The 21442-nt window shown below is 50.0% G+C and carries 20 protein-coding genes and 1 pseudogene; 3 read left to right on the top strand and 18 right to left on the bottom strand.

Annotation, left to right across the window (positions count from 1 at the left end; genetic code table 11):
* Nucleotides 1-36: 36 nt before the first annotated feature.
* From DWX00_RS05730 to DWX00_RS05685, 10 genes are all read right to left on the bottom strand, one after another.
* Complete coding sequence (locus tag DWX00_RS05730) at nt 37-1323, bottom strand: hypothetical protein (protein ID WP_118594805.1); 1287 nt, start codon at nt 1321-1323, stop codon at nt 37-39.
* Entirely contained in the window at nt 1320-2081 is a 762-nt protein-coding gene (locus tag DWX00_RS05725; RefSeq protein WP_118594804.1) for a GHKL domain-containing protein, read from the bottom strand. Before DWX00_RS05725 ends, DWX00_RS05730 begins: the two co-directional genes overlap by 4 nt.
* Before the next feature lie 105 nt (nt 2082-2186).
* Nucleotides 2187-3596, bottom strand: a complete 1410-nt coding sequence (locus DWX00_RS05720; RefSeq protein WP_118594803.1) for a Sapep family Mn(2+)-dependent dipeptidase — start codon at nt 3594-3596, stop codon at nt 2187-2189.
* A gap of 101 nt (nt 3597-3697) precedes the next feature.
* Nucleotides 3698-4456 carry an ABC transporter ATP-binding protein gene (locus DWX00_RS05715; RefSeq protein ID WP_117802335.1) on the bottom strand — a complete coding sequence of 253 codons (759 nt, stop codon included), beginning with the start codon at nt 4454-4456 and terminating at the stop codon, nt 3698-3700.
* Complete coding sequence (locus DWX00_RS05710; RefSeq protein WP_118594883.1) at nt 4457-5239, bottom strand: ABC transporter ATP-binding protein; 783 nt, start codon at nt 5237-5239, stop codon at nt 4457-4459.
* Between the two features lie 28 nt (nt 5240-5267).
* Nucleotides 5268-6845, bottom strand: coding sequence for an ABC transporter substrate-binding protein (locus DWX00_RS05705; protein WP_118594802.1), 1578 nt, complete (start codon nt 6843-6845; stop codon nt 5268-5270).
* Nucleotides 6846-6863: 18 nt separating this feature from the next.
* Entirely contained in the window at nt 6864-7727 is an 864-nt protein-coding gene (locus DWX00_RS05700; protein ID WP_118594801.1) for an ABC transporter permease, read from the bottom strand.
* Nucleotides 7724-8668, bottom strand: a complete 945-nt coding sequence (gene nikB / locus DWX00_RS05695; protein ID WP_117802332.1) for a nickel ABC transporter permease — start codon at nt 8666-8668, stop codon at nt 7724-7726. Before nikB ends, DWX00_RS05700 begins: the two co-directional genes overlap by 4 nt.
* Complete coding sequence (locus DWX00_RS05690) at nt 8661-8924, bottom strand: hypothetical protein (protein ID WP_118594800.1); 264 nt, start codon at nt 8922-8924, stop codon at nt 8661-8663. Before DWX00_RS05690 ends, nikB begins: the two co-directional genes overlap by 8 nt.
* Nucleotides 8925-8967: 43 nt before the next feature.
* Nucleotides 8968-11436, bottom strand: coding sequence for a methyltransferase domain-containing protein (locus tag DWX00_RS05685; protein WP_118594882.1), 2469 nt, complete (start codon nt 11434-11436; stop codon nt 8968-8970).
* A gap of 144 nt (nt 11437-11580) precedes the next feature.
* On the opposite strand from DWX00_RS05685, the pseudogene DWX00_RS20685 reads away from it, so the two are divergent.
* A pseudogene (locus DWX00_RS20685) lies at nt 11581-11736 on the top strand (electron transfer flavoprotein subunit beta); the annotation flags it as partial.
* A 120-nt stretch (nt 11737-11856) separates the two neighbouring features.
* On the opposite strand, the gene DWX00_RS05675 reads toward DWX00_RS20685, so the two are convergent.
* From DWX00_RS05675 to DWX00_RS05660, 4 genes are all read right to left on the bottom strand, one after another.
* A complete protein-coding gene (locus DWX00_RS05675; RefSeq protein WP_118594799.1) occupies nt 11857-13131 on the bottom strand; it encodes a transglutaminase domain-containing protein in 1275 nt (424 codons plus the stop codon).
* Nucleotides 13028-13819: an N-acetylmuramoyl-L-alanine amidase gene (locus DWX00_RS05670; protein WP_330410121.1), complete on the bottom strand. Its 792-nt coding sequence runs from the start codon at nt 13817-13819 to the stop codon at nt 13028-13030. The genes DWX00_RS05675 and DWX00_RS05670 overlap by 104 nt, the downstream gene beginning before the upstream one ends.
* 82 nt (nt 13820-13901) lie before the next feature.
* Entirely contained in the window at nt 13902-14984 is a 1083-nt protein-coding gene (locus tag DWX00_RS05665) for a hypothetical protein (protein ID WP_118594798.1), read from the bottom strand.
* 60 nt (nt 14985-15044) lie between these two features.
* Complete coding sequence (locus tag DWX00_RS05660) at nt 15045-16745, bottom strand: glycosyl hydrolase family 18 protein (protein ID WP_158578761.1); 1701 nt, start codon at nt 16743-16745, stop codon at nt 15045-15047.
* A gap of 695 nt (nt 16746-17440) precedes the next feature.
* On the opposite strand from DWX00_RS05660, the gene DWX00_RS05655 reads away from it, so the two are divergent.
* Complete coding sequence (locus DWX00_RS05655; protein ID WP_022461617.1) at nt 17441-18190, top strand: adaptor protein MecA; 750 nt, start codon at nt 17441-17443, stop codon at nt 18188-18190.
* 68 nt (nt 18191-18258) lie between these two features.
* Here DWX00_RS05655 and DWX00_RS05650 read toward each other — a convergent pair whose 3' ends face one another.
* Complete coding sequence (locus DWX00_RS05650) at nt 18259-18429, bottom strand: DUF362 domain-containing protein (protein ID WP_022461616.1); 171 nt, start codon at nt 18427-18429, stop codon at nt 18259-18261.
* Between the two features lie 206 nt (nt 18430-18635).
* On the opposite strand from DWX00_RS05650, the gene DWX00_RS05645 reads away from it, so the two are divergent.
* Complete coding sequence (locus tag DWX00_RS05645; RefSeq protein WP_022461615.1) at nt 18636-18839, top strand: DUF1858 domain-containing protein; 204 nt, start codon at nt 18636-18638, stop codon at nt 18837-18839.
* A 63-nt stretch (nt 18840-18902) separates the two neighbouring features.
* Here DWX00_RS05645 and DWX00_RS05640 read toward each other — a convergent pair whose 3' ends face one another.
* From DWX00_RS05640 to rplI, 3 genes are all read right to left on the bottom strand, one after another.
* Complete coding sequence (locus tag DWX00_RS05640; protein WP_118594796.1) at nt 18903-19499, bottom strand: MerR family transcriptional regulator; 597 nt, start codon at nt 19497-19499, stop codon at nt 18903-18905.
* 157 nt (nt 19500-19656) lie between these two features.
* Entirely contained in the window at nt 19657-20991 is a 1335-nt protein-coding gene (gene dnaB / locus DWX00_RS05635) for a replicative DNA helicase (RefSeq protein WP_022461614.1), read from the bottom strand.
* 4 nt (nt 20992-20995) lie between these two features.
* Nucleotides 20996-21442 (bottom strand): 50S ribosomal protein L9, encoded by a 447-nt coding sequence (gene rplI / locus DWX00_RS05630; RefSeq protein WP_022461613.1) that lies wholly within the window; start codon nt 21440-21442, stop codon nt 20996-20998.

Raw genomic sequence — 21442 nt, 5'->3', positions numbered from 1 at the left:
CTCCAGTCGTACTTTCTGTTTCTGTCTGTTCTCATATTAAAGACTGACGTACCTGGATAAAATAACAGTCAGACCAAATTTCCCGGTCTTTTCTTTTTTCTCCTGTATTTTTCCATTGTACTTTTTCACGAGTCCGCGAAACAGCTTCCGGCTCATCGGATTCTGGCGTCCGGATGAGGTCTGGCATTCCAGAATCAGCTGATTTTTCACTCCTGTGATCTTCAGCCGGATTTCCCGGTGTTCTTCTTTTTTTACGAGATTTTCTCCCCAGTTTAAGATTCCGATCAGGATTTTTGCCAGATCCTGTTCTTCGATTTCTCCCCGATCGTATCCCTCAATCTCATAATGCAGTTCGATTTTTTTCTTCTCCAGATTTGATTTCCATGCGCACAAAACCGCATCTGTCATTCGATCTTTACAGTAAATCCCCTGCCGCACCTGATGACTGATCGCTTTGAGACTGTCTGCATACTGTTTCAGCGTCTCCCCGGATATCTCGGCAGTTCCGGCCATAATTTTTTCCATCTGCTCCGAAATGGTCTGCTGATATTGTTCCATTTGGGGAATCTGCTCTGTCAGAATCTGGTAATGGTATTCTGCCATTTTCTGCTGTTCGGAAAGAAATTTATAATCCTTCATTACCCGGCGCTGACGCTGCACTATGCTTAAAATGCTGAATACCATAATCAGAATAACCAGAATATCATCCAGAAACATCACCTGTATGTCCGTCAGTCCGTTCGGCACATAATATAGAACCGGAAGAAAATAGACAAAAACCCAGATAATTTTCAGGTACCTGGCCTCAAAATCTCTATATCTTCTCAGAACATGGAGGATTGTTTTTTTCTCCAGCCTGTAAAACAGATATTCCAGAACCGGGATCAGTAAATCCCATGGTTCTACCGGGCATTTCAGGATATAGAGCGGACGCCCTGACAAAAGATCCACAATACAGATTGCCGGATAATGAATCATGGACGTTACGATATCGGCCAGCATCGCGCCCAGCACAACCTTGGGAAGGCTGCCTTCAAAGGTGTAGTAAATGAGAACGGTGTTTGCTATCATGATGACAACCGAACAGAACATCATCAGAATTCCCCACCAGCTCTCATCTCCATAGTATCCCCGCAGAATGATGTCGCTGATGCCACCGATCAAGAATACCCGCAGAAGCTGCCAGATCATCAGAGGCTTTATGCTGTTTTTTCTCCGCATAAACATATCAAACAGGTGAATGCCAAGAAACGCCTGTGGAACCAGATACAGCCAGCAGCGAATACAGGTCCGGACCAGTTCACTAAGGTTAGGATCTTTCATTCTTTTTCCCTCTTTTCTGTCGGATGTTCGATCGAAAAGACAATGGTCTGTTCCAGGCTGTGTCTTTCTTTATCCCAGAAGGTTTTGCTGGTTCCGTGGTATTTTTCAACAATGGCACGAATGATTTTGGTTCCCACGCCGTGTTCTGCTCCATCTGTTTTCCAGGTTGATAAGTTGAAAACCTCTTTGCTTGCAAGCGCATTTCTCAATTTCACCGTACAGAAATCGGAATCTTCTTCTATCCAAAAAGAAAGCTCTTTTCTTTCCTTTTCCGGAATTCTTCCGTTCGCTTCGATTGCATTATCCAGTAAATTATGTAAAAAACCGATTCGTTCTACGGGCATCATCCATTCCATGCAGGTTTTCGATACCTGGATCTGAAAGGGAATCTCTTTTTCTATACAGACCTGTTTCTCCATCATCAGAAATGCATCTGTGATCTCATCCCGGCAGAAGGTTCCTTTCTGAATTTTCCGGTATGTTTCTGTCAGCTGATCCGCATATTTTCGAAGCTCCCCATCCGGATTTTTCTGCTTTTCTATCAGATACTCCAGCGTCTGCACATGGCTCAGAAGATCATGACGGAATTTTCTCGTCACATCCATTCTCTGCCGGATCACTTCATAAATCTCCTGAAGGGAATCCATATAGCTTTCCAGAACTTCTTTCTCCTGTTCCTTCTGCGCGATTTCTGAAATCAGATAGCCAAGTACGGCTGCCAGAAAAAATCCCAGCAAAACTCCCAGTGTTTCCCTCATTTGTCCGCCCTCATCTATTCCTTCTTCTTTGGTAAGAGAGTCCCACACCGCTCAAAATGGTTCACAGCATAAAGACTCTGCTTTCATCTTGTACTGACGGGATTTTTATTCCCCGCAGATCCGCAGAATCGCCTCTGCAAAGATCACAACACACTGTTTCAGGCATTCGATTTCTACAAATTCATCTGCCCCGTGCATGCGATTGTCAATTTCAAGGTCCGCGCAGCCGAACGCAACACCGTTTTTCAGGTGATGGACATACGTTCCGCCGCCGATTGCAAAGGCTTTTCCCGGTTTGCCGGTGACATCGGTATAGCACTGCAGCAGCGTCTGAACGAACGGGCTGTCTGCCGGAACGTGGTGTGGCGGGAACATGGCACTGCCTTCCATGGAAAAGCCGCCTTTTTTCATATTCTGTTCGGCAGTATCATACAGGTTTTCTTTTGTCGCGCAGATCGGGGCGCGGCAGTCGTAGGAACCGGTCAGGGTTTTGCCATCGTAGTTCATGAGGTCGAGGCTTAAGGTGAGCTCGCCGGACTCTTCATCTGACATGGCGACACCGAGGCCTGCGCCTTTGCCGTCGCCGTGCGGGTAAACTTTTGCAAGGAAACTGATGTCGTTTTTCAGTTCACTCTCTTCCATTCCAACGGATGCGAGAAGCTGCAGCAGTGCAGTCAGTGCGTTGTTACCCATTTCCGGGGTGGATGCGTGGGCGAAGGCACCGCAGGCGGTGATTTTTACATTGCCGTTTTCGGTGTCTTCCAGAACGAAGGAAACGCCGGTCTTCTGCTCAGTCTCGTCAGCGCAGGTTTTCAGGTCTTCTTTTGCCATGCCGGCAAGCTCTGCATATGCTTTGCCTGGTACAACGTTCAGTTTGGTGCCGGCCTGTAAGGATACGAGGCGCACGCCTGTCGTTCCGGCATCGGATGTTTTTTCGAAGTGGCCACGCATGCCGCCTTTTTCAATGTTGATGACCGGGAATTCGGCATCCGGTGAGAAGGTGCATGGTGCTTCCACTTCTTTCTTATAATAATATTCGAGGTCAGAGCTTCCACACTCCTCGTCGGAACCGAGGACAAGACGGACATTTTTCTTTAATGGGTAACCGAGTTCTTTGACAGCGCGCATTGCGTAGATAGCTGCGATCGCCGGTCCTTTGTCGTCTGCGGTTCCGCGGCCGAACATTTTTCCTTCTTTGATGAGCGGGGTGAATGGATCGGTCTCCTGCCAGCCTTCGCCTGCCGGTACGACATCGAGATGGGCGAGAATATCAAGGCCCTTTTCTTCCTGATTAAAGTCAGCTGCAATCGCGTAGTTGTCGTAGTTGGTTACGGCAAAGCCATATTTTTCCAGAATTTCGATTCCCTGCGCCAGTGCTTCTGCCGCCGGTGTGCCGAATGGTTTGCCTGGCTCTACCGCCTGTTTTTCGCTTGGAATCCGGATCAGGCTTTTCAGGTCTTCGATCATCTCCGATTCATGGTTTTCGATATATGTTTTTAACTCTTCTTTTCGCATCGCAAGTTTTCTCCTTTTCTTTTCCGGCGCTCTTGCCGCTTTTCTCTATCATAACGCAGAAAGAGCAGAAAATCCACATTTTCTGCTCTTCCTTTCCAAACTTATAACACGGAATCTACCAGTAATTTGGTATACGGATGTTTCGGATGCCAGATCACTTCCTCCGGTGTTCCTTCTTCTACCATTTTTCCCTGCTTCATGACGAGAATCCGATCGCAGAAGGACTGTACCAGTGCCAGATTGTGACAGATAAATAAAATTGTCAGATGTTTTTCCTTCCGCAGCAGATCCAGAAGCTCCATGATCTGTTTCTGCACGGCGACATCCAGTGCAGACGTCGCCTCATCACAGATCAGAATCTGCGGCTCGATCGCCAGTGCTCTTGCAATCGCTGCACGCTGGCACTGACCGCCGCTTACCTCATGCGGATATCGTTTTGCAAACTCTTCCGGAAGACCGCACTGCTCCAGCAGCTGCCTTACCCTCTTCTCTGCTTCTTTCCGGGGAACTCCGGCATTTCTGAGACTTTCCCCGATCCCTTCCCCCAGCGTCCGGCGCGGGTCGAAAGAGCTGACCGGATCCTGAAAAACCATTTGAATTTTCCGGCAGACCTCTCGATTTTTTTTTCGTTTCGTATCTCCGATCTCTTGGCCGCACAGGGAAAGTACGCCGCCGTCCGGCTTTTCAAGACAGCACAAAAGTCTGGCCAGCGTACTTTTCCCGCTTCCGGATTCACCCACAATTCCAAGCGTCTGCCCCGGCATCATCTGAAAGGAAACATGATCTACCGCATAAAATTTTTCCTTTTTTCTGTCTTCAAACGTTTTGGTCAAATCGGAAACTTTCAAAATTGGTTCCATTTATTTCCTCCAAAGTCTGGGAACTGCCGCCAGCAGATTTTTGGTGTACTCCCGGCACGGTTCCTTTAGCACCTGTTCTGCAGTACCATACTCTGCCACGCAGCCGTCTTTTAACACAAGCACGGTATCTGCCATGGCTGATACAACCCCGATATCATGTGTCACCAGAACGATTGCGGTTCCAAATACTTCCCGCAGATGGAGCATCTCCTCTGCCACCTGTTTCTGTACGGCCACATCCAATGCGCTTGTCGGTTCATCGGCCAGCAGAACCGGCGGCTCCATCAGCATGGCAAGGGCAATTCCCACTCTCTGCTTCATGCCTCCCGAAAGTTCAAACGGATAGCTTCTCCAGATTCTTTCCCCGTCTTCCAGGCCAATCTTTTCAAACAGCTGCAGTGCCTGCCTTTTCGCCTCTGCTTTCGTTATTTTTTTATGGACGGCCATGCTCTCCCGGATCTGCGCACCAATGGTACGTATGGGACTTAACGAAGCGCCCGCATCCTGGAAGATCATGCCGATTCCTGCTCCGCAGATGGTCCGTAGCTGTTTTTCCGGCAGATCCGGTATGTCCTGCCCGCGGAAAAAAATATCTCCCCGGGTTACCATTCCGTCCCTTCCAAGCAAACCCATTGCAGCCTTCAGCAAGGTACTTTTTCCGCTTCCGGATTCGCCCACAATGCCAAGAATTTCTCCCGGATGAAGTTCGAAACTGACGTCATGTACCACGGTGTTTCCCCGAAAAGCGATATCGACATGCGAATAAGACAGCAGTTCTTCCATTCTTTCTCCTTTTTGCTCTTCCCACATATTATTCTGCCGGTTTCAGGTCTGCAGTAATCTCATAGAAATCGCAGGGATGCGCCATCAGTCCGGTTACATCTGACCGTGAAATCATGCTCATTTTCAGATGTGAACAGAACACAAAAGCATGATCGTCCAGGATCGTCTGCTGCATCTGGACCGCCAGTTCTCCTCGTTTTTCTGTATCAAAGGTAACTGCCATTTCTTTTTCCAGCTCTTCCAGCCTGTCAGAATGGTAATGTCCGTTGTTGACCGCCGAACTGTCCAGACAGTGTGTCGTAAAGAAATACTCCGGATCTCCCGTCGGCGCCGTTACCATTGCACTTGCATAAACATCCCATGCCGTCGGATCTTTTCGCAGACTGTTATGATTTGCCGTGCTGTTGATGGACACATCGATTCCGATTTCTTTTAAGGTTGCCTGAGCCGATTCTGCAAGAAGCGGCAGTTCCTGACGGCTTGGATACGTCAGCCAGCGGATCGACAGTTTTTCTCCGTCTTTTTCCCGGATTCCATCTCCATCACGGTCCACCCATCCGGCATCCTCCAGCACTTTTTCGGCTCCCGCCGGATCATAGGATTCTGCCTGTACGGCGTCTCCTCCAAAAGAGAAATTATCCGGATACGCACCGACTGCCGCATAACCGTTTCCATCCAGAAGCGTCTCGACAAACCCTTCTTTGTCGATTCCCATTGCAATTGCTTTCCGCACTGCCTCATCCTGGATGATCGGGCTTTCAAAGTTCATATGGGCAAAGAACGCACGGCTTGTGGCACAGCTCGAAAATGTGTAATCATCATTCTCAAACAGCGGGTAGCTTGCATACGGCATTCCATAGGCGCCATCAATCTCTCCGGACTGAAGTGCCATGGTAAGTGTGTCGCCGTCCGAGATGGTGCGAACCGTAATCTGATCAAATCCCGGTTCCCCATCCCAGTAGGTTTCATTTTTTTTAAGCTCCAGTTTTTCCCCGGATGTAAGAGATACGACTTGATACGGTCCGGTTCCTGTTACGATGCCATCCTCTGTAATGCCCGCCTGCATATCAATGATACATCCATACGGGTCGGAAAGATAGTTCAAAAGCGTCGGTTTTGGAACCTGCGTTTTGATTGTGACCGTCTGACCTTCTGCCGTAATGGAGTCAATCATCAGATCTCCTCTGGCACGCTCATGAACCTCGATCAGATGTTCCAGACATTCTTTTACTGCTTCTCCATCCATTTTTCGTCCGCTGGAAAACGAAACATCGTCCCGCAGCGTGATGATCCAGGTCAGATCATCCGGATTTTCATATTCGGTTGCCAGCCATGGCTCAATTTCCATGGCATCGGAATAATGAAACAGCGTTTCCCCAATTCCATATCGGATGCAGGCCCAGCCGGCATAGGTATTATGCGGATTGACATCGGCTTCCTCATTTTCCGGGTTAAAAGTGGTATCACCAAATACAAATGTTTTTTCGCTGTTCTCTGTCTGCGTACTGTCCGCACTTTTCTGACTTCCACATCCGGCAAGCAGACTGCCGCTTAAACAGACTGCCGCTAAAAATGATATCGTTTTTTTCCAGTATTTTGTTTTCATGTTCCTCTCTCCCTTTCTTTATTGTTTCCGCCCATTGTGTGGATCCAGATAATCGCGCATGGCATCACCAAGCAGATTAAAAATAACAACCGCTGTAAAAATAGCAAGTCCCGGGCCAATTACAACCCATGGATACGTCTGCAGCATACTTCTTCCGCCGCTCATCATATTTCCAAGCTCCGCCGTAGGTGGCTGCGCGCCAAGTCCCAGGAATGACAGTCCGGCAAGCTCCATCATCATCGTTCCGATATCGAGCATCGATGTTACCAGAATCGGTCCGGCAATATTCGGCAGGATATGGCGCCAGATCATCTGCGCCGCAGTACATCCGGCAAGCTGGCTGGCCGCCATATAGTTTGTATTTTTTACCGTCAGCGTCTGGCTTCTTGCAATTCGGGCATACTTCGGCCAGCTGATTAACGCCAGCGCCAGAACTGCATTACTGATTCCTCCATTTAAAAGAGCTGCGATTGCCATTGCAAAAACCAGTCCGGGAAACGCAAGACAAATATCGGAAATCCGCATAATAACGGTGTCTGCAATTCCGCCGAAATATCCGCAGATCAGCCCCAGGATACTTCCCGTCACGGTAACGACAACCACCAGAATCAGTGTAGAAGTAACACTGGTTTTTAAACCCACCAGAATTCTGGACAGCATATCCCGCCCGAACCGATCTGTTCCGGCAAGATGTCCCGCTCCCGGCGGCAGTAACGCAGCCCCTGTATCCTGCGCATTGGGATCATAGGGACAGATCTGCTCCGCAAAAACAACTGTCAGCAAAAGCAGTGCCGTCAGAAACACAAAAAAACACAAACGTTTTTTGGTCCGGTCCGGCTGAATTTTCTGTCTGCGCACGGTAATGGTCTTTTCTTTTTTCATCCTTCCATTCCTCCCAGGCGAATTCTCGGATCCAGAAAACGATACGCCAAATCCGTAAGCAGGTTAACCCCGACATAAATGATCGCCATCCACATCACATATGCCTGGATCATCGGATAATCACGCATACTGATAGCATCCACCGCAAGTTTTCCAACTCCGTCCCACAGAAAAATAGATTCTACAATCGCTGTTCCTCCAAGAAGGCTTCCGATGGACAGCGTAAGCAGAGTAAGAATCGTCACAAGCGAAGCGCGGAGCACGCTCTTTACCAGCGTGGTCGAAAATGGAATACCTCTTGCTTTTGCGCCGGTTACATAACTTTGCCCCAGCTCATCCAGAACAGTTGCCCTTACCTGCCGCAGATACTTGGCAGACATGGCGATCGCAAGGGTCAGTGCAGGCAGTGCCACGCTTTGCAGACTGACTCCGTCCGAAATAACCGGAAACCACTTCAGGCGAATCGCAAAGAACAGCATCAAAAGCAGTGCCACGAAAAAATTGGGCATACTGTTTCCCATAAAGCTGCAGAACCGAATCAGGTAGTCGATCATCCGATTCTGTTTTACCGCCGCAAGCACGCCAAGCGGGATGGAAATGACAATCGTCAGTCCAATCGAAACGACGGTCAGAAGCAGGGTCGCCGGAAGTTTTGCCAGAAAGGTATCAAAAATATCTTCTCCTGAGATATAGCTTACGCCCATGTCCCCATGCAGCAGATTTTTCAGCCATACAACGTACTGCACCAGAAACGGCTTGTCCAGTCCAAGCTCCTTTTGTGCCTGTTCGATCACATCCTGTGACATAACCATGCCGGTATTTTCCATCTTCTGAAGTACCGCATCGCTTCCTGCCAGCCGCATCATTCCAAAAGACAAAAAGGTAATCACAAAGAGAATCGGTATCAGCTGAAGAAGCCTTTTCATCACATAGTTACGCATCTTTTTTTACTCCTTCAACCAGGAACATCGGGGTGGAAGCATTATTGATCCGTTCTTCTTTTGTCCAGACCGCTTTCCAGATTTCGGGATCGGCTTTGGCTTCCATGCCCGCCACCCGCAATACGGTAAGATCCCATTCCGGTCTCTGTTTTTCTGACAGCAGTGTCTGCCGTGCAATTGCCTCCATTGCTGCCACATCGGTTCTTCCGGTCCAGTAATGAATATTTTCTTCCTCAAAGTTTTGAAACTGTTTCATATCCTTTTCCTCCGCAAATCATTTCTTTCCGGTATGAAAACCTTCATTTTTTTACTGCACAGATCGAAAACATCGGTGCAGGATTGTAAAATTCATCTTTTTCCAGATAAATCCGTTTTCCAAGATCCGGATCAATGTGAATTTCCCCTCTGGTATTCTCACACAGCACGGCCACATCATATGCCGGCCGGTTTTTCCGGCTGATCGGAAGCTGTGCTTTGATCCGTTCGCACTCTTCAAGCATTTCATTTCCCACTTTAAAATGGGCGTGCTGTTCCGGCAGATCTTTCGTGTCAGAAGCATCGTCTTTTCCGTAATTGGCATCGAAGTTCAGCAGGATACCGCCCGTTTTCAGCACACGCATCCATTCGCTGTAGGCATGCTCCGCATTCGGCAGCGTCCATGTCAGATTTCGGGAAATGACAACGTCAAACGTTTCATCCGCAAATATCGGTTTTTCCGCGTCCATAACCTGGAACCGGCAGTCGGCGTTTTCCTCCTCGGCAAGCTGGATGGCATTCTCAATCATCTCCGGTGTCAGGTCGATGCCGAATACCTCGTGGCCCTCTTTTGCCAGCAGGATCGAGAAAAATCCGGCTCCGCAGCCGACATCAAGGATTTTTAACCGTCTCTTTTCCGGAATCTGTTTTTCGATCTCTTTCATCCAGCGCTTCGCAATCGGGTTGGCAAGCTCCGCGCGTCTCTGCTCCAAAAAGCTCTCACCCCGCTTTTCCCAGTAATGGACAATCTGTTCTTTGCGGTCGTCATATTCCGGCTCGCGCACGATCCGTCCGTAGGCAACAACAGATCCTCCCTCGATTACCTGCAGGCTGCCCGTCTGGTACAGCACAACACCGGTGTATTCGGCGCGGCATGTCTCCCGGAGTTTTCCATTATAATCACGGATGATTCCAAGCAGTGCGCCCTCCGCAACCATGTCTCCCGGTTTCGCCGCCGGATACCACAGGCCGCTTTCCGAAGCCGCCTGATAGCGGACATCCGTCACTTCCATCGGCACGTAGTTCCGCACATCGCGGCGGATCTGATACATCCCGAGACTGCTTAGGATATTGCGCACATCGCGCTTGTCCGAATTGACTTCCTCGGATGTCCATGCGCCCATGCCGCCGCGCTCCAGGAGAATACTTGCAATTCCTCTGGACGCCGCATAGTTGTAAGCTCCGCCCGATGATACCATGGAGCGCACCATGTACGGTACATCCACCTGCTCCGCCATTTTCCGCGAAGTCTCCATCACTTCCTGCGCCGCTTTTCCGGCGTAATAGACGTACGGCGTCAGATCCTCAAAATCGTCGCCGCTGTGGAGGTCGATATAGTAATCTACTTTCGGGAAAACTTCCTTTGTCATCGCCCACGCCAGACGCTCCATCTCGGTTCCGTTTGGGTTGCCCGGGAATACGCGGTTCAGGTTTTTGCCATCGGAAAGTCCGAGACTGCCCGCACGGTTTTCAAAAGCAGGACGGTTTAAGACCTTTAAAATCACGATCGTTCCAACCGTTTTTTCCGGCTGAAGCTCCGCTCCCAGTTCCACACACGCCTGAATGCCGACGTATTCCCCGGAATGAACGCCGCCGGTGATCAGCATTGTTTTTCCCGGAAGTTTTCCACAGATAATCGTTCCCGGAAGCACGATATCCCCATTCGCAAAGGAGATATCCCCCTGATATTTTTCGCCGCGGCGGACGGTCACATCACCAAGCTGGAAGGACTGCTCTGCGCTTTTTTCCGCGCGCACCAGAAACATCGGTGTCGATGCATAGTTCAGTCTCTCTTCCTCGCTCCAGACGCGCTTCCAGATTTCGGAATCGGTCTGGATGGAACAGACGCCGAGGGATTCGAGCAACTTCGTATCCCACGCCGGCCGTTCCATCGCAGAGAGCGGCACCTGGCGCGCAATATTTTCCATGCGGTCAATGTCCGTGCACAGATAATGGTCGTCGAGCTGCTGCTCTTCCACTTTCTTCCGGTCTGCCTCGTACGCTTCTTTTTTCTCCTCGTCATAGAGATAACCGTACCAGTTCGCATCAAAATTGAGCAACACGCCGCCCGGTTTCAGGACACGCATCCACTCTTGGTATGCCTGCTCCGGCTTTTCCAGATTCCAGGTCAGATTTCTGGAAATGACAACATCAAAGGTCTCATCCGCAAACTCCAGATTCTGTGCATCCATCCGCTGCAGCGTCACGCGCTCCAGACCGTATTTCGTATATTTTCCCAGATTCTCTTTCGCCTTTTCCAGCATCTCCTCCGTGTAGTCAACAGCCGCCACCGTATAACCTGCCTCCGACAAAATCATCGGGAAGAATCCCGGGCCGGTTCCGATATCGAGAATCTTCATCTCTTCTTTCTTTTTCTCTGGAAACTGCTCCTCTAATACATGCAGCCACGCTTCTCTCTGGCTTCCCGCCAGTTCTTTTTCATTGACCTCAGAATACCCCTCCGCACGGGTTCCCCAGTAGGAGGCAATTTCCTGTAATAATTCCTGTTCCATATCTTCCGCTTCTTTCTTCTTTTTCTTAACTTTCCCGGCGCGGTCGTTCTCCAACCGCTCAAATATCCCTTTACTCTACCAAAAATCGGCCTTTTTCACAAGCCCCCACGGGGGATATTCTTAACGCCGGCGCAGGGTATTCAGGTGATCGGCGGCGCGGATCTGATTATCTGCGGACGTCAGACAACCGACGGCGATACCGCGCAGGTCGGCCCTTTGATTGCGAAACATCTGACGATCCCGCATGCCGCCTGGGTCGCAGAGGTTACCGATGTCACGGATCATTCCATCACCGTCCGTCAGGATCTTGTGAGTGTTTCCCAGGTTTCCGAACTCCCTTATTCGTGCCTGATTACCATCGAGTTTCTCGAGCGCGAGCTGATCGACATTTTGTTTCCGGATATTTTTAAAGGAGAACCGTCATTCACTCGGTTCTCCTTTATATTGCCAGAATACCATCAGCTTTCTTGTCGCCGTATCCTCACTGTATGTATATTTTACGGACCCGAGTCCGTAATAGCTGCAAAGATAGCCGGAAGCCTTATCGAGAAGCTCCGGTCGGGCTTCCATGACCTGTGCCATCAGATCATCGGTGGCAAATTTAAATTCGGAATACTCTTTCGTCTCTTCAATATCCGTCTCCATTTCCCACAGAATCTGTTTTGCATCAAATGTATCCATGTACCGGCCGATCTGGCGGTAATACTCGAGGTCATCTGCATTGCACGCCGGGAGCGGCAGATTCGCATCCGCCTGATGCGTGTCCGAAAATTCCGCATCGGAAACGCAGAGAAAATCGTAGTAGATCAGGTCGTCCGGCAGATTGTACTCGCCGCTCTCGCCCTCTGCGAATACCGGATCGCCCCAGGTTACATCGACGTTGTAATAATTGTCTCCACACTTTACGATATTCCAGCCGTGCGCCTCGCCGGTGTCTGTCGTTCCCGTCACATAAATGACCGGGATGTCCAGGCGGTTCATCAGATACTGGAACGTTCTGGCATAGCCTGCGCAGACCGTCTGTCTGTTCACAAGTCCGCTGTAGAGTGTCTGATTCTCCGGCGCATCTTTCACATAATCAATCTGCCGGATACATTTTTCAAAGACAGCCTTGATCTTCCCATAGTCATCCATCGAACGGTCGATATCACTTAAGAAATCATTTCCCGCCCCTTTGACCTGGGTCTGGCGTCCTGTAATCTCCTCCGCAGGAATCGTGTATTCTGGAACTACCTCGCAGTAGTTCTTCGGCTCGCCGTATCCCGTGACATGTGATGCTCCGTTGATCCAGCAGTACTCCGGGTAATCCATATAGACCCATCCATAAACCTCCGCCGTCACATCGGGATCGCCGCCTTTTGTGATGATGGTTTCCTGGTGTTCCGCGATTCCCTGCACCAGTTCGCGGTAAATCATCTGTCTGTTTTCATCGAGCTGGCTGTAATAATACCGCTTCGCCAGCTCCTCCTCATCTGTATTTTCCGCCTGAAACTGTGTTGCGCCATTTTCTGACAGACCATTGTTTTCGTCTGCCGTCTGTGAAGCAGTGCTGCTGTCCGCTCCGTTTCCGTTCTGCGCGGGATCGCTCTCATCAAATTCTCCGAATACCAGATAAGCCGCCAGCAGGGCAAGCATAAGCGGAAGCAGCGCCCGCAGCGGTCTCTTCCGTCTTCGTCTGTGTCTTCTCTTTGCCATTCTTCTTTTCTCCCAGATACGTTAAAACGCCGTCACACAGTGCATCCGCCACCTTTTTCTGGTACTCCTTTGTGTTCAGGAGCGCTTCCTCCTCCGGATTTGAGAGGAATCCGCACTCGCAGATCACCAGCACTGCGTCTGTCTTCTTCAGCATGTAATACGTTTTGTTTCCCTTGGCTTTCCTGTGATTCGCCGGATCGAGCCCCGCGACCAGTGCAGCCTGCATGCAGAGCGCCAGTTTTTCGCCTTCTTTTGAATCCGTATAATAAAACACCTGCGCCCCTTTGACCGCCGCATCCGGGTAGCTGTTCTGGTGAATGCTGATCACACAGTCCGGCTTTTTTTTATGAATCAGCTGCACGCGCCGCTGCAGATCCTGCACTTTCGCATTCACGGCTCCCGGATCGGAGAGATCATCCTCCCCTTCCCGCGTCATCACCACAAGGATTCCCTGCTTTTCCAGCTTCTTTTTCAGCAGACGGGCAATCGCAAGGTTGATGTCCTTTTCTTTGACACCGTTTGCCCCGATTTTGCCGGGATCGTCGCCGCCGTGGCCGCTGTCCAGCACCACTACTTTTGTGGCTGCCTTCTGTGCTGCCACCAGCCGTGCGCCCTCGCGGGACAGAACATACGCCGCCGAAAGCAGAATCACCGCCATCAGCCATTCCAGTTTTTTCCCTTTTTCCAAATGAAAAGCCCCCTGCTGCAAATTTCCTTTCTTGGTCATTTTATGCAGCAGCGGGGCAGGTTACAACTCTTATTGCTTCCGGTTACTCTTCCTCATCTTCTTCATCATGCGCGCGATTCGGGATTTCATCCTCTTCTTCGTCGTTGTCATCATCGAGATAATCCGGCTCATTTTCGAAATCGATGACTGCGGAATTTTCGACGATTTCGTCTTCTTCCTCTGCTTCTTCTGCGGTATCTTCACTGCCTGGCTCTGCGGCTGTTTCTTTTGCCTCTCCGGGAAAGATACTTTTTACCGGATCTTTCATGAAGGTTTCCACTTCCGACGCAGAACGTTTCATCTCCTCACGCATTTTTTCGATGCCGGCAAAGGTCTCCTCAAAAATTCTGCGGTTCTTCTCGAGTACACTTGTCATGGTTTCCATCTCGGCGTAAATCTTCTGGTATCTGGTGTTGGCTTTCTGCAGTTCCGCGTCCATATGGCTCTGGATTTCTTCTGCTTCGGCCTGCAGTTTTTCTTCATAAACAGCAGCCAGTTCCTCGCCCTTCTGACGTGCGCTCTCTACCATGTATTCGCACTGTTCCTTCGTCTCGCGGCGCTGCTTTGCACAGGATTCCTTTGTCTCCTCCCTCTGTTTCCGGCAGGACTCGTTTGTCTCCTCTTTCTTTTTGCAGCACGCCTCATCCGTTTCCTCCGTTTTCTCGCGGCAGGACTCGTCCGTTTCTTCGTTTTTCCGGCGGCAGGCTTCCTCGGTCTCTTCTTTTAGCTTTCTGCAGCTCTCCTCCGTTTCCTCCGTCAGCTTTCTGCACGCTGCATCGGTCTCTTCCGTTTTCTCGCGGCAGGCATCTTCTGTTTCCTGTGTCAGTTTTTTCGCTTTCACCTGTGCCTCAAACACAAGGCCGCTGATGCTGTCATAATTGTCGATATAGCTCTGGTATTTCTCATGAATATTTTTTTCGAGCTCCTCGATTTTATCCTCACGCTCGCGGATCTTGCGGTTCAGCTTCTCGATTTCCTGCTCTTTTTCCTCGATCTTCGCTTCCAGTTTCTTCTGAGCGGCATACGCCTGATCTTTCAGGTTCTGCACTTTCGTCATGACATCGTCCTTATCGAAACCGCCCATCAGCGTTGTTTTAAATAATTCTTCGTGATTGTTTTCTGACATGTATACTCCTCCTTCGTGCCCGGGCTTTTATCATTCCCCTTATCCTTCCCGGACTCCTCGTCAACTGTTTGTTTCAATATATTCTGAAATCAGACTCCAGACGTCTGCGCACTCGAATCCGAGCTTCCACTCTGCCACTCCGGCGAGATCAGCGCTTTGGATCACTTTCAGTTTTTCCTCCATGGACTGCTCATCCTCCATCCAGATCGTGTATCTGGCATCGGAAGTTTCTACCGTTGCCACATTCTGGCCAAGGGATGCATCCCAGGTTTCTGTCATCTGATTCTCTTTGGCATAGTTTTTGGCGCCATCCATGCCCAGCACCTCGCTGGTAATGGCGCTCTGTCCGAACTTTTCCGTCCAGACACGGGTATAAAACGGGATTCCGCAGATCACCTGATCGGCAGGCATCACCCGCGTCATCTCCTCCACGGCCTGCTGTACGAACGGGAGGGATGAAACAGAGCCTGCCTCCTCGCTTCCCGCGAAATGCTCGTCATAGGCCATGACAATCATATAGTCCACAAATCTTGCCTGCTCGCCGCGCTGATAATACATCGTGTAAGCCTGCGGTACCGGCGTATCGACCGACACCACAAGATTCTGTGCATGCGCCGCGCTCGTCAGTTCCCGCAGAAACTGCAGGTAATGCGGGATTCCGGCCTCTTTCAGATTCTCGAAATCCACGTTGATGCCGTCCATGCCGCACGATGCTGCCTCGGCGAGCAGCTGCTCAATGATTCTGCTGCGCACGGATGCGTAGGCAAGATCGGTTGTTTCGTCAAATGCTTCATTAAAGTTATCAATCAATCCCCAGACTTCCCGTCCCGCGTCATGCGCCAGTTTCACGTAATCGGCGCTCGCAAGGCTGGAAATCGTACCGGTTTCGTCTGTCACGGAAAACCAGGTCGGTGAAATCACGTTCACGCCGGTCATTTCTGCTGTCATCTCTGCCATCGCGTCGTTCGACTCGGTCGATGTGCTCTGATGCCAGACCAGATTGATTTTGTGATCCCGTGTAATTCTTTCATAGGAATCTTTCTTTGCCGTCCGCGCTTCGATGGTCTCCGGCTCGGAGATATCCTCTGTCTGGATGTAGCCGGTATAGCCGTCCGCCGTCATGACTTTGCACCAGTTGTCCAGATTTTCCAGATACAGCAGGGTGTCTCCCTTCTGTACATCCGCAAGAATCAGACTCTTGATGCCGCCCTTCTGGCGCACCTGCGCGGTGTCTGACTGTACCGTCGCCTGCTCCACGCCGTCCCATTCATTCCGGATTACAACACGGTTGGGATCGCTGTAATATGCATAGTCGAGATCTGTGTATTCTTTTACGACATCCAGCGAAATGTAAACCGTTCCGTCGCTCTCCTGCTGTACGGCAGGCTGTCCGCCCGGTGTTTTGGCAATGGCCGCATCGCCCGGAAGCAGTGTCTGCACGCCGCCGCTCGTTGTAAGCAGGATTCCTTTTGTTTCTTCATCCCAGTAGAAGCAGCTGTTCAGCTGGGATTCTACATATGTGTACGCCGCATACGGCTCTCCTCCGATAAGGACGGCCTGCTCTTCCAGAAGTTCTCCGTTCTGGATCAGCGCAACGCTGTTTTCGTCTGTCAGGTTAAAATATTCGTTCCCGGCCATGTATTCGGTTCCGGGTTTATATCGGTTTATCAAAAATGAAACAACGCCTGCTGCACCGACTAGCACGATCAGAATCAGTACGACCAGTACCGGCGCTGCTTTTTTCTTCTGTTGCTCCTTCATGTGTTCTTTTCCCCTTTTCTTCGCTCTGAAGATCTCCCCACTTGCGCCCATTATAACAAAAAAAATACCCAATAGCAACCGTTATGCGCAAGGGAACCGCATGCGAGTCAGAAAGTATCGTTACAGTTCACTGGTTCCCAGCGAACTGTAACATTCGCAGCCCTCATTTAAAGTTTTGCTTCGCAAAAGGAGGGCTGCTCACACCTGAATCATGTTCTTACGCAGCGAAACAGCAGGTGTTTCACTGCTGATTGAACAGTAACGAACGTATCGTTGCTTTTTGCTATTGGGTATTTTTCAGAAAATCTGTTTAAAAAGTTTTGTCGATTGTTTGTTTCATGGCTTATTTGCAGTTGTGACGTACAAAAAAGAAAGCCCCATAGATCCGTATGAAATACTTTTGTTTTTAGTTTCAATGATCATGTTTCAAGGGGACGCCTTCTTATCCGATCCGTTTTTTCTGTGCCTGCTTCCGGCCGGAGTATGCACCCTCCGGGCAGAAGCAAAGGTTTCCCCAACTCCTATTATACTTCAAACCGGGGGAATTACAAATAAAGTTTGTCCCTTCATTTCTGAAAAAATTATGCGAAATGTAAAAAAAATCTTAAGTTCTTTACTTCTTTCCGTGATGTGTTATACTATATCGTAAGCAGCCCTATTTATATAAGTAAAGAGTAATTAAGGACGTGAGAGTTATGAAAATAGAAAAAATCAATGATAACAAGATCCGCTGCACACTGACCAGCGCCGATCTTGCCGAAAGAAATTTAAAGCTCAGCGAACTGGCTTACGGCACGGAAAAGGCCCGCAGCCTGTTTCAGGATATGATGCTTGAAGCCAACCAGCAGTTCGGCTTCAATGTGGATAATGCCCCGCTCATGGTCGAGGCCGTTCCGGTGGCTCCGGACAGCATTGTCCTCATTATCACCAGAGTCGAGGATCCACAGGAGCTCGACACCCGCTTCGCCAAATTTGCTCCATCCGGCGACGATACGGACGGACCGGAACCGGTACAGTATTCCGGCGCGGACGACATCATCGACCTGTTCCACAAGCTCTGCGATGTGAAGAACAAGGCACAGGAAATCGCAAAGAAAGCGGCACAGAAGGAAAACGAAAAAGAGCCTGCAGCATCCGAGGAAAAGAATGTGGATCTGGTACGCACCTTCCACTTCTCAACCCTCGACGATGTCATCAGCTCCGCAAAAGCGCTGAACCAGTATTTTACCGGCAGCAATTCCCTCTATAAGAACACGGCAGATGCCAACTATCAGCTCGTTCTGCACCAGTCCGGCTGCAAACCGGAGGAATTCAACAAGGTCTGCAACATTCTTTCCGAGTACGGCAGACAGGAATCCTTCTCCCTGGCCGCTGAAGCATTTCTGCTGGAACATGGAAATGCAATGGTAAAAGAGAATGCTCTGCAGGAGCTGGCTTCTCTGTAAGTTTTGAAACGTATGCATAAAAAAAGGAAGTCTGTGAAAGACTTCCTTTTTTGTACGTTCCGTACAAATTACTCTTCTGTGATAGCCTCGGTTGGACATACGCTTGCGCATGTTCCGCACTCAACGCATACATCCGGGTTGATTTCGTAATGGGAATCTCCCTCAGCGATAGCCTCTACTGGACATTCTCCAGCGCAGGTTCCGCAGCTTACACATTCGTCTGTGATTACATATGCCATGATCTTATCCTCCTTGTAGATTTTTTGGCCCTTTCGGTACTATCCACATTGTAAACGATTGCCCCCTGAAATACAAGTACAAAATTATAAACATTCTATAATCTTATGAATTTGTTCTTGCATTCCCCCCGGGGGTACGCTATAATCAAAATAGCCGTCAAAATCGGAACGACGGGTATATACACATTTAAAGGAGGAACTTTAAGATGGCAAAGATCTCGAAAGACATGACAATCGGCGAGTTAATCGCAATGGATACAAATATCATCGGAATCCTGATGGGAGCCGGCATGCACTGCATCGGCTGCCCTTCTGCACAGGGTGAGTCCCTGGAAGAAGCAGCTATGGTTCACGGCCTGGACGCTCAGGTTCTGGAAGACCAGATCAACGATTATCTGGCTGCAAAATAAGCCGGATTTCCGCGTGGATCCAAAAAGAACGCCTCTCACAGGCGTTCTTTTTTTCTGTCCAATTTACCCTTTGGTTCGATGGCTCCGTTTTGCTTTCGTCCGTTTTCCTTTCTGCTCCAGCGTCGCCGCTGCTTCTCTCCGGCTCTGCTGGTGGCGGCGGATCGCCTCGTCCACGCGGCGGCTCCGTTCCTCCTGACGCCTCTTCTGTATCATCTGGTCAAGCAGACGGCCGAGCACGCGGTAAAATTCCGTCTGACGCTCCTCCTCTTCCTGCCGCATCACGGTGTCCGCCAGCTGTTCTGCTTCCCGCTCGGGCAGAAGATCGACAACCACCTCCGGCACTTCGTCCGCTTTTCCCGGTATTGCCGGATCCGGCTTCTCCTTTGCCGTCTCTGCCGCTTCCGCCGGAAACGCTTTGATCTCCGCCGTTGCCTGCACCAGCTTCGGCATCAGCTCGCGGATCGCTTTCAGATGAAGCCCCTTTTTCTTCAGTTCCCGGATTCCCAGAAAAATCTGAATGTCCTGCGCAGTATAGCAGCGGTGTCCCAGCGAATTGCGGTGGATTTCCATGCCGAGCTCGTCCTCCCAGTACCGGAGCACATGCGCTTTCTCCCCGGTCAGCTTCTCCGCCTCCGTGACCAGATACGTTCTATTTTCCATACGGCAGCCACTCCCTTCTTCCCTTTATTATAGGATCTGTTATCCCCTGCCGCAAGAAAATCTCATCGTAATATTCCGACAATTTCATACAATTATACACAAAGAACGTGCCGCAGGACTATCCCACGACACGTTCTGACACATAAAATATTTTCTTTTATCTCTCTGCATTCGCAAATTTCGTATAATCCGGCAGCCAGACCAGATTGACAGTTCCGATCGGGCCGTTTCGCTGTTTGGCGATGATGATTTCCGCGATTCCCTTATTCTCGGAATCCTTATTATAGTAATCATCTCGATAGATAAACATAACAACGTCGGCATCCTGCTCGATCGCTCCCGACTCACGCAGGTCGGAAAGCATCGGACGGTGGTCGGTACGCTGCTCAACAGCCCGGGAAAGCTGGGACAGTGCAACAACCGGCACATTCAGCTCTCTCGCGAGTGCTTTTAAGGAACGGCTGATATCCGAAATCTCCTGCTGACGCGATTCCGAGGAGCTCTTTCCGCTTCCCGACATCAGCTGCAGGTAGTCAATGATGATGATATCAAGACCGTGCTCCAGCTTGTATTTGCGGCATTTCGACCGCATCTCTCCGATCGAGATACCAGGTGTATCGTCAATCATCAGTCGGGATTCACCGATCATGCCGGCGCTCTCGATCAGCTTGCTCCATTCGTCGTCTTTCAGGTTTCCGGTTCTCAGATGCTGGGAATCTACTTTCGACTCCATCGAGAGCAGACGGTTCATCAGCTGCTCCCGCGACATCTCGAGACTGAAAATCGCAACGGCTTTGTCTTTCTTAAACGCCATATACTGCGCAATGTTGAGGACAAACGCCGTTTTACCCATAGACGGACGTGCCGCAATCAGGATAAAGTCAGAGTTCTGCAGACCCGATGTCTTGTAGTCCAGATCCGTGAATCCGGTCGGAATACCCGTGACATTTCCCTTCGTCTTCGATGCACGCTCGATGTTCTCCAGCGTATTGATGACGACCTGGCGGATCGGCATGAAGTCTCCGGAATTCCGCTGGCCCAATAACTGGAACATCTTCTTTTCCGTCTCCTCCATGATGACTTCCACCGGCTCTTTGTTCAGATAGCAGTCATTCTCTATCTCTTCTGTCAGCTTAATGAGACGGCGCAGCACCGCTTTCTCGCTGACGATGTTCGCATAATGGCGCACATTCGCCGAAGTCGGCACCGCATTTAAAAGATCGCGGACAAACTCCATCGAACTGATCTCCGGCGGAACATCCTTTTCACGCAGGCGGTTCTGCAGGGTGACCAGATCGACCGGTTTTCCCTCATTGAACAGCTCCACCATGGCATCAAAAATGACGCCGTACTGGTGCTGGTAAAAATCGTCGCTCGTCAGGATTTCCGATGCCGCCATGATGGCTTCGCGCCCCATCAGCATGGAACCGATGACCGACTGCTCCGCCTCGATGCTGTGCGGAAGGATTCGTTTAATCAGTGCTTCTTCCATAGAATTATGCTTCTTTTACGATAACTTTCAGCTTTGCAGTTACTTTGGTATGCAGGCGGATCGGCACTTCTGTCGTTCCAAGAACCTTGATCGGGTTCGGAAGCTGCATTTTCTTTTTGTCGATGTCGTATCCGAGCTGCTCTTTTGCTGCCTCAGCGATCTCTTTTGCCGATACGCTTCCGAATACTTTTCCGCCCTCGCCGACTTTGATTGCTACGGTAACCTGTTTGTCCTCAATCTCTTTCGCGAAAGCCTGTGCCTCAGCGAGCTGCTCTGCTGCCACTTTGTCCTCGTGTGCTTTCTGGAGTTTCAGCTCATTCAGGTTTTTTGCGGTTGCCTCGATGCCGAGTTTTTTCGGCAGAAGCATGTTTCTTGCATATCCGTCACTTACGTTTACAGTCTGTCCTTTTTTACCAAGTGCTTTTACGTCTTCCAGTAAGATAACTTTCAT

The organism is Blautia sp. AF17-9LB, assembly GCF_003479185.1.
Taxonomy (GTDB): domain Bacteria; phylum Bacillota; class Clostridia; order Lachnospirales; family Lachnospiraceae; genus Fusicatenibacter; species Fusicatenibacter saccharivorans.
Note: the sequence above shows the minus strand (reverse complement) of the source record. Positions and strands in the feature narration are given on the sequence as shown.

Bases quoted from the DNA above. Each gene is read 5' to 3' on its own strand.
- DWX00_RS05690 (WP_118594800.1), bottom strand. From the start codon at position 8,924: ATGAAACAGTTTCAAAACTTTGAGGAAGAAAATATTCATTACTGGACC.
- DWX00_RS05655 (WP_022461617.1), top strand. From the start codon at position 17,441: ATGAAAATAGAAAAAATCAATGATAACAAGATCCGCTGCACACTGACC.
- DWX00_RS05720 (WP_118594803.1), bottom strand. From the start codon at position 3,596: ATGCGAAAAGAAGAGTTAAAAACATATATCGAAAACCATGAATCGGAG.
- DWX00_RS05685 (WP_118594882.1), bottom strand. From the start codon at position 11,436: ATGGAACAGGAATTATTACAGGAAATTGCCTCCTACTGGGGAACCCGT.
- DWX00_RS05665 (WP_118594798.1), bottom strand. From the start codon at position 14,984: ATGTCAGAAAACAATCACGAAGAATTATTTAAAACAACGCTGATGGGC.
- DWX00_RS05730 (WP_118594805.1), bottom strand. From the start codon at position 1,323: ATGAAAGATCCTAACCTTAGTGAACTGGTCCGGACCTGTATTCGCTGC.
- dnaB (WP_022461614.1), bottom strand. From the start codon at position 20,991: ATGGAAGAAGCACTGATTAAACGAATCCTTCCGCACAGCATCGAGGCG.
- DWX00_RS05710 (WP_118594883.1), bottom strand. From the start codon at position 5,239: ATGGAAGAACTGCTGTCTTATTCGCATGTCGATATCGCTTTTCGGGGA.
- rplI (WP_022461613.1), bottom strand. From the start codon at position 21,442: ATGAAAGTTATCTTACTGGAAGACGTAAAAGCACTTGGTAAAAAAGGA.
- DWX00_RS05645 (WP_022461615.1), top strand. From the start codon at position 18,636: ATGGCAAAGATCTCGAAAGACATGACAATCGGCGAGTTAATCGCAATG.
- DWX00_RS05700 (WP_118594801.1), bottom strand. From the start codon at position 7,727: ATGAAAAAAGAAAAGACCATTACCGTGCGCAGACAGAAAATTCAGCCG.
- DWX00_RS05715 (WP_117802335.1), bottom strand. From the start codon at position 4,456: ATGGAACCAATTTTGAAAGTTTCCGATTTGACCAAAACGTTTGAAGAC.
- DWX00_RS05675 (WP_118594799.1), bottom strand. From the start codon at position 13,131: ATGGCAAAGAGAAGACACAGACGAAGACGGAAGAGACCGCTGCGGGCG.
- nikB (WP_117802332.1), bottom strand. From the start codon at position 8,668: ATGCGTAACTATGTGATGAAAAGGCTTCTTCAGCTGATACCGATTCTC.
- DWX00_RS05705 (WP_118594802.1), bottom strand. From the start codon at position 6,845: ATGAAAACAAAATACTGGAAAAAAACGATATCATTTTTAGCGGCAGTC.
- DWX00_RS05650 (WP_022461616.1), bottom strand. From the start codon at position 18,429: ATGGCATATGTAATCACAGACGAATGTGTAAGCTGCGGAACCTGCGCT.
- DWX00_RS05660 (WP_158578761.1), bottom strand. From the start codon at position 16,745: ATGAAGGAGCAACAGAAGAAAAAAGCAGCGCCGGTACTGGTCGTACTG.
- DWX00_RS05640 (WP_118594796.1), bottom strand. From the start codon at position 19,499: ATGGAAAATAGAACGTATCTGGTCACGGAGGCGGAGAAGCTGACCGGG.
- DWX00_RS05725 (WP_118594804.1), bottom strand. From the start codon at position 2,081: ATGAGGGAAACACTGGGAGTTTTGCTGGGATTTTTTCTGGCAGCCGTA.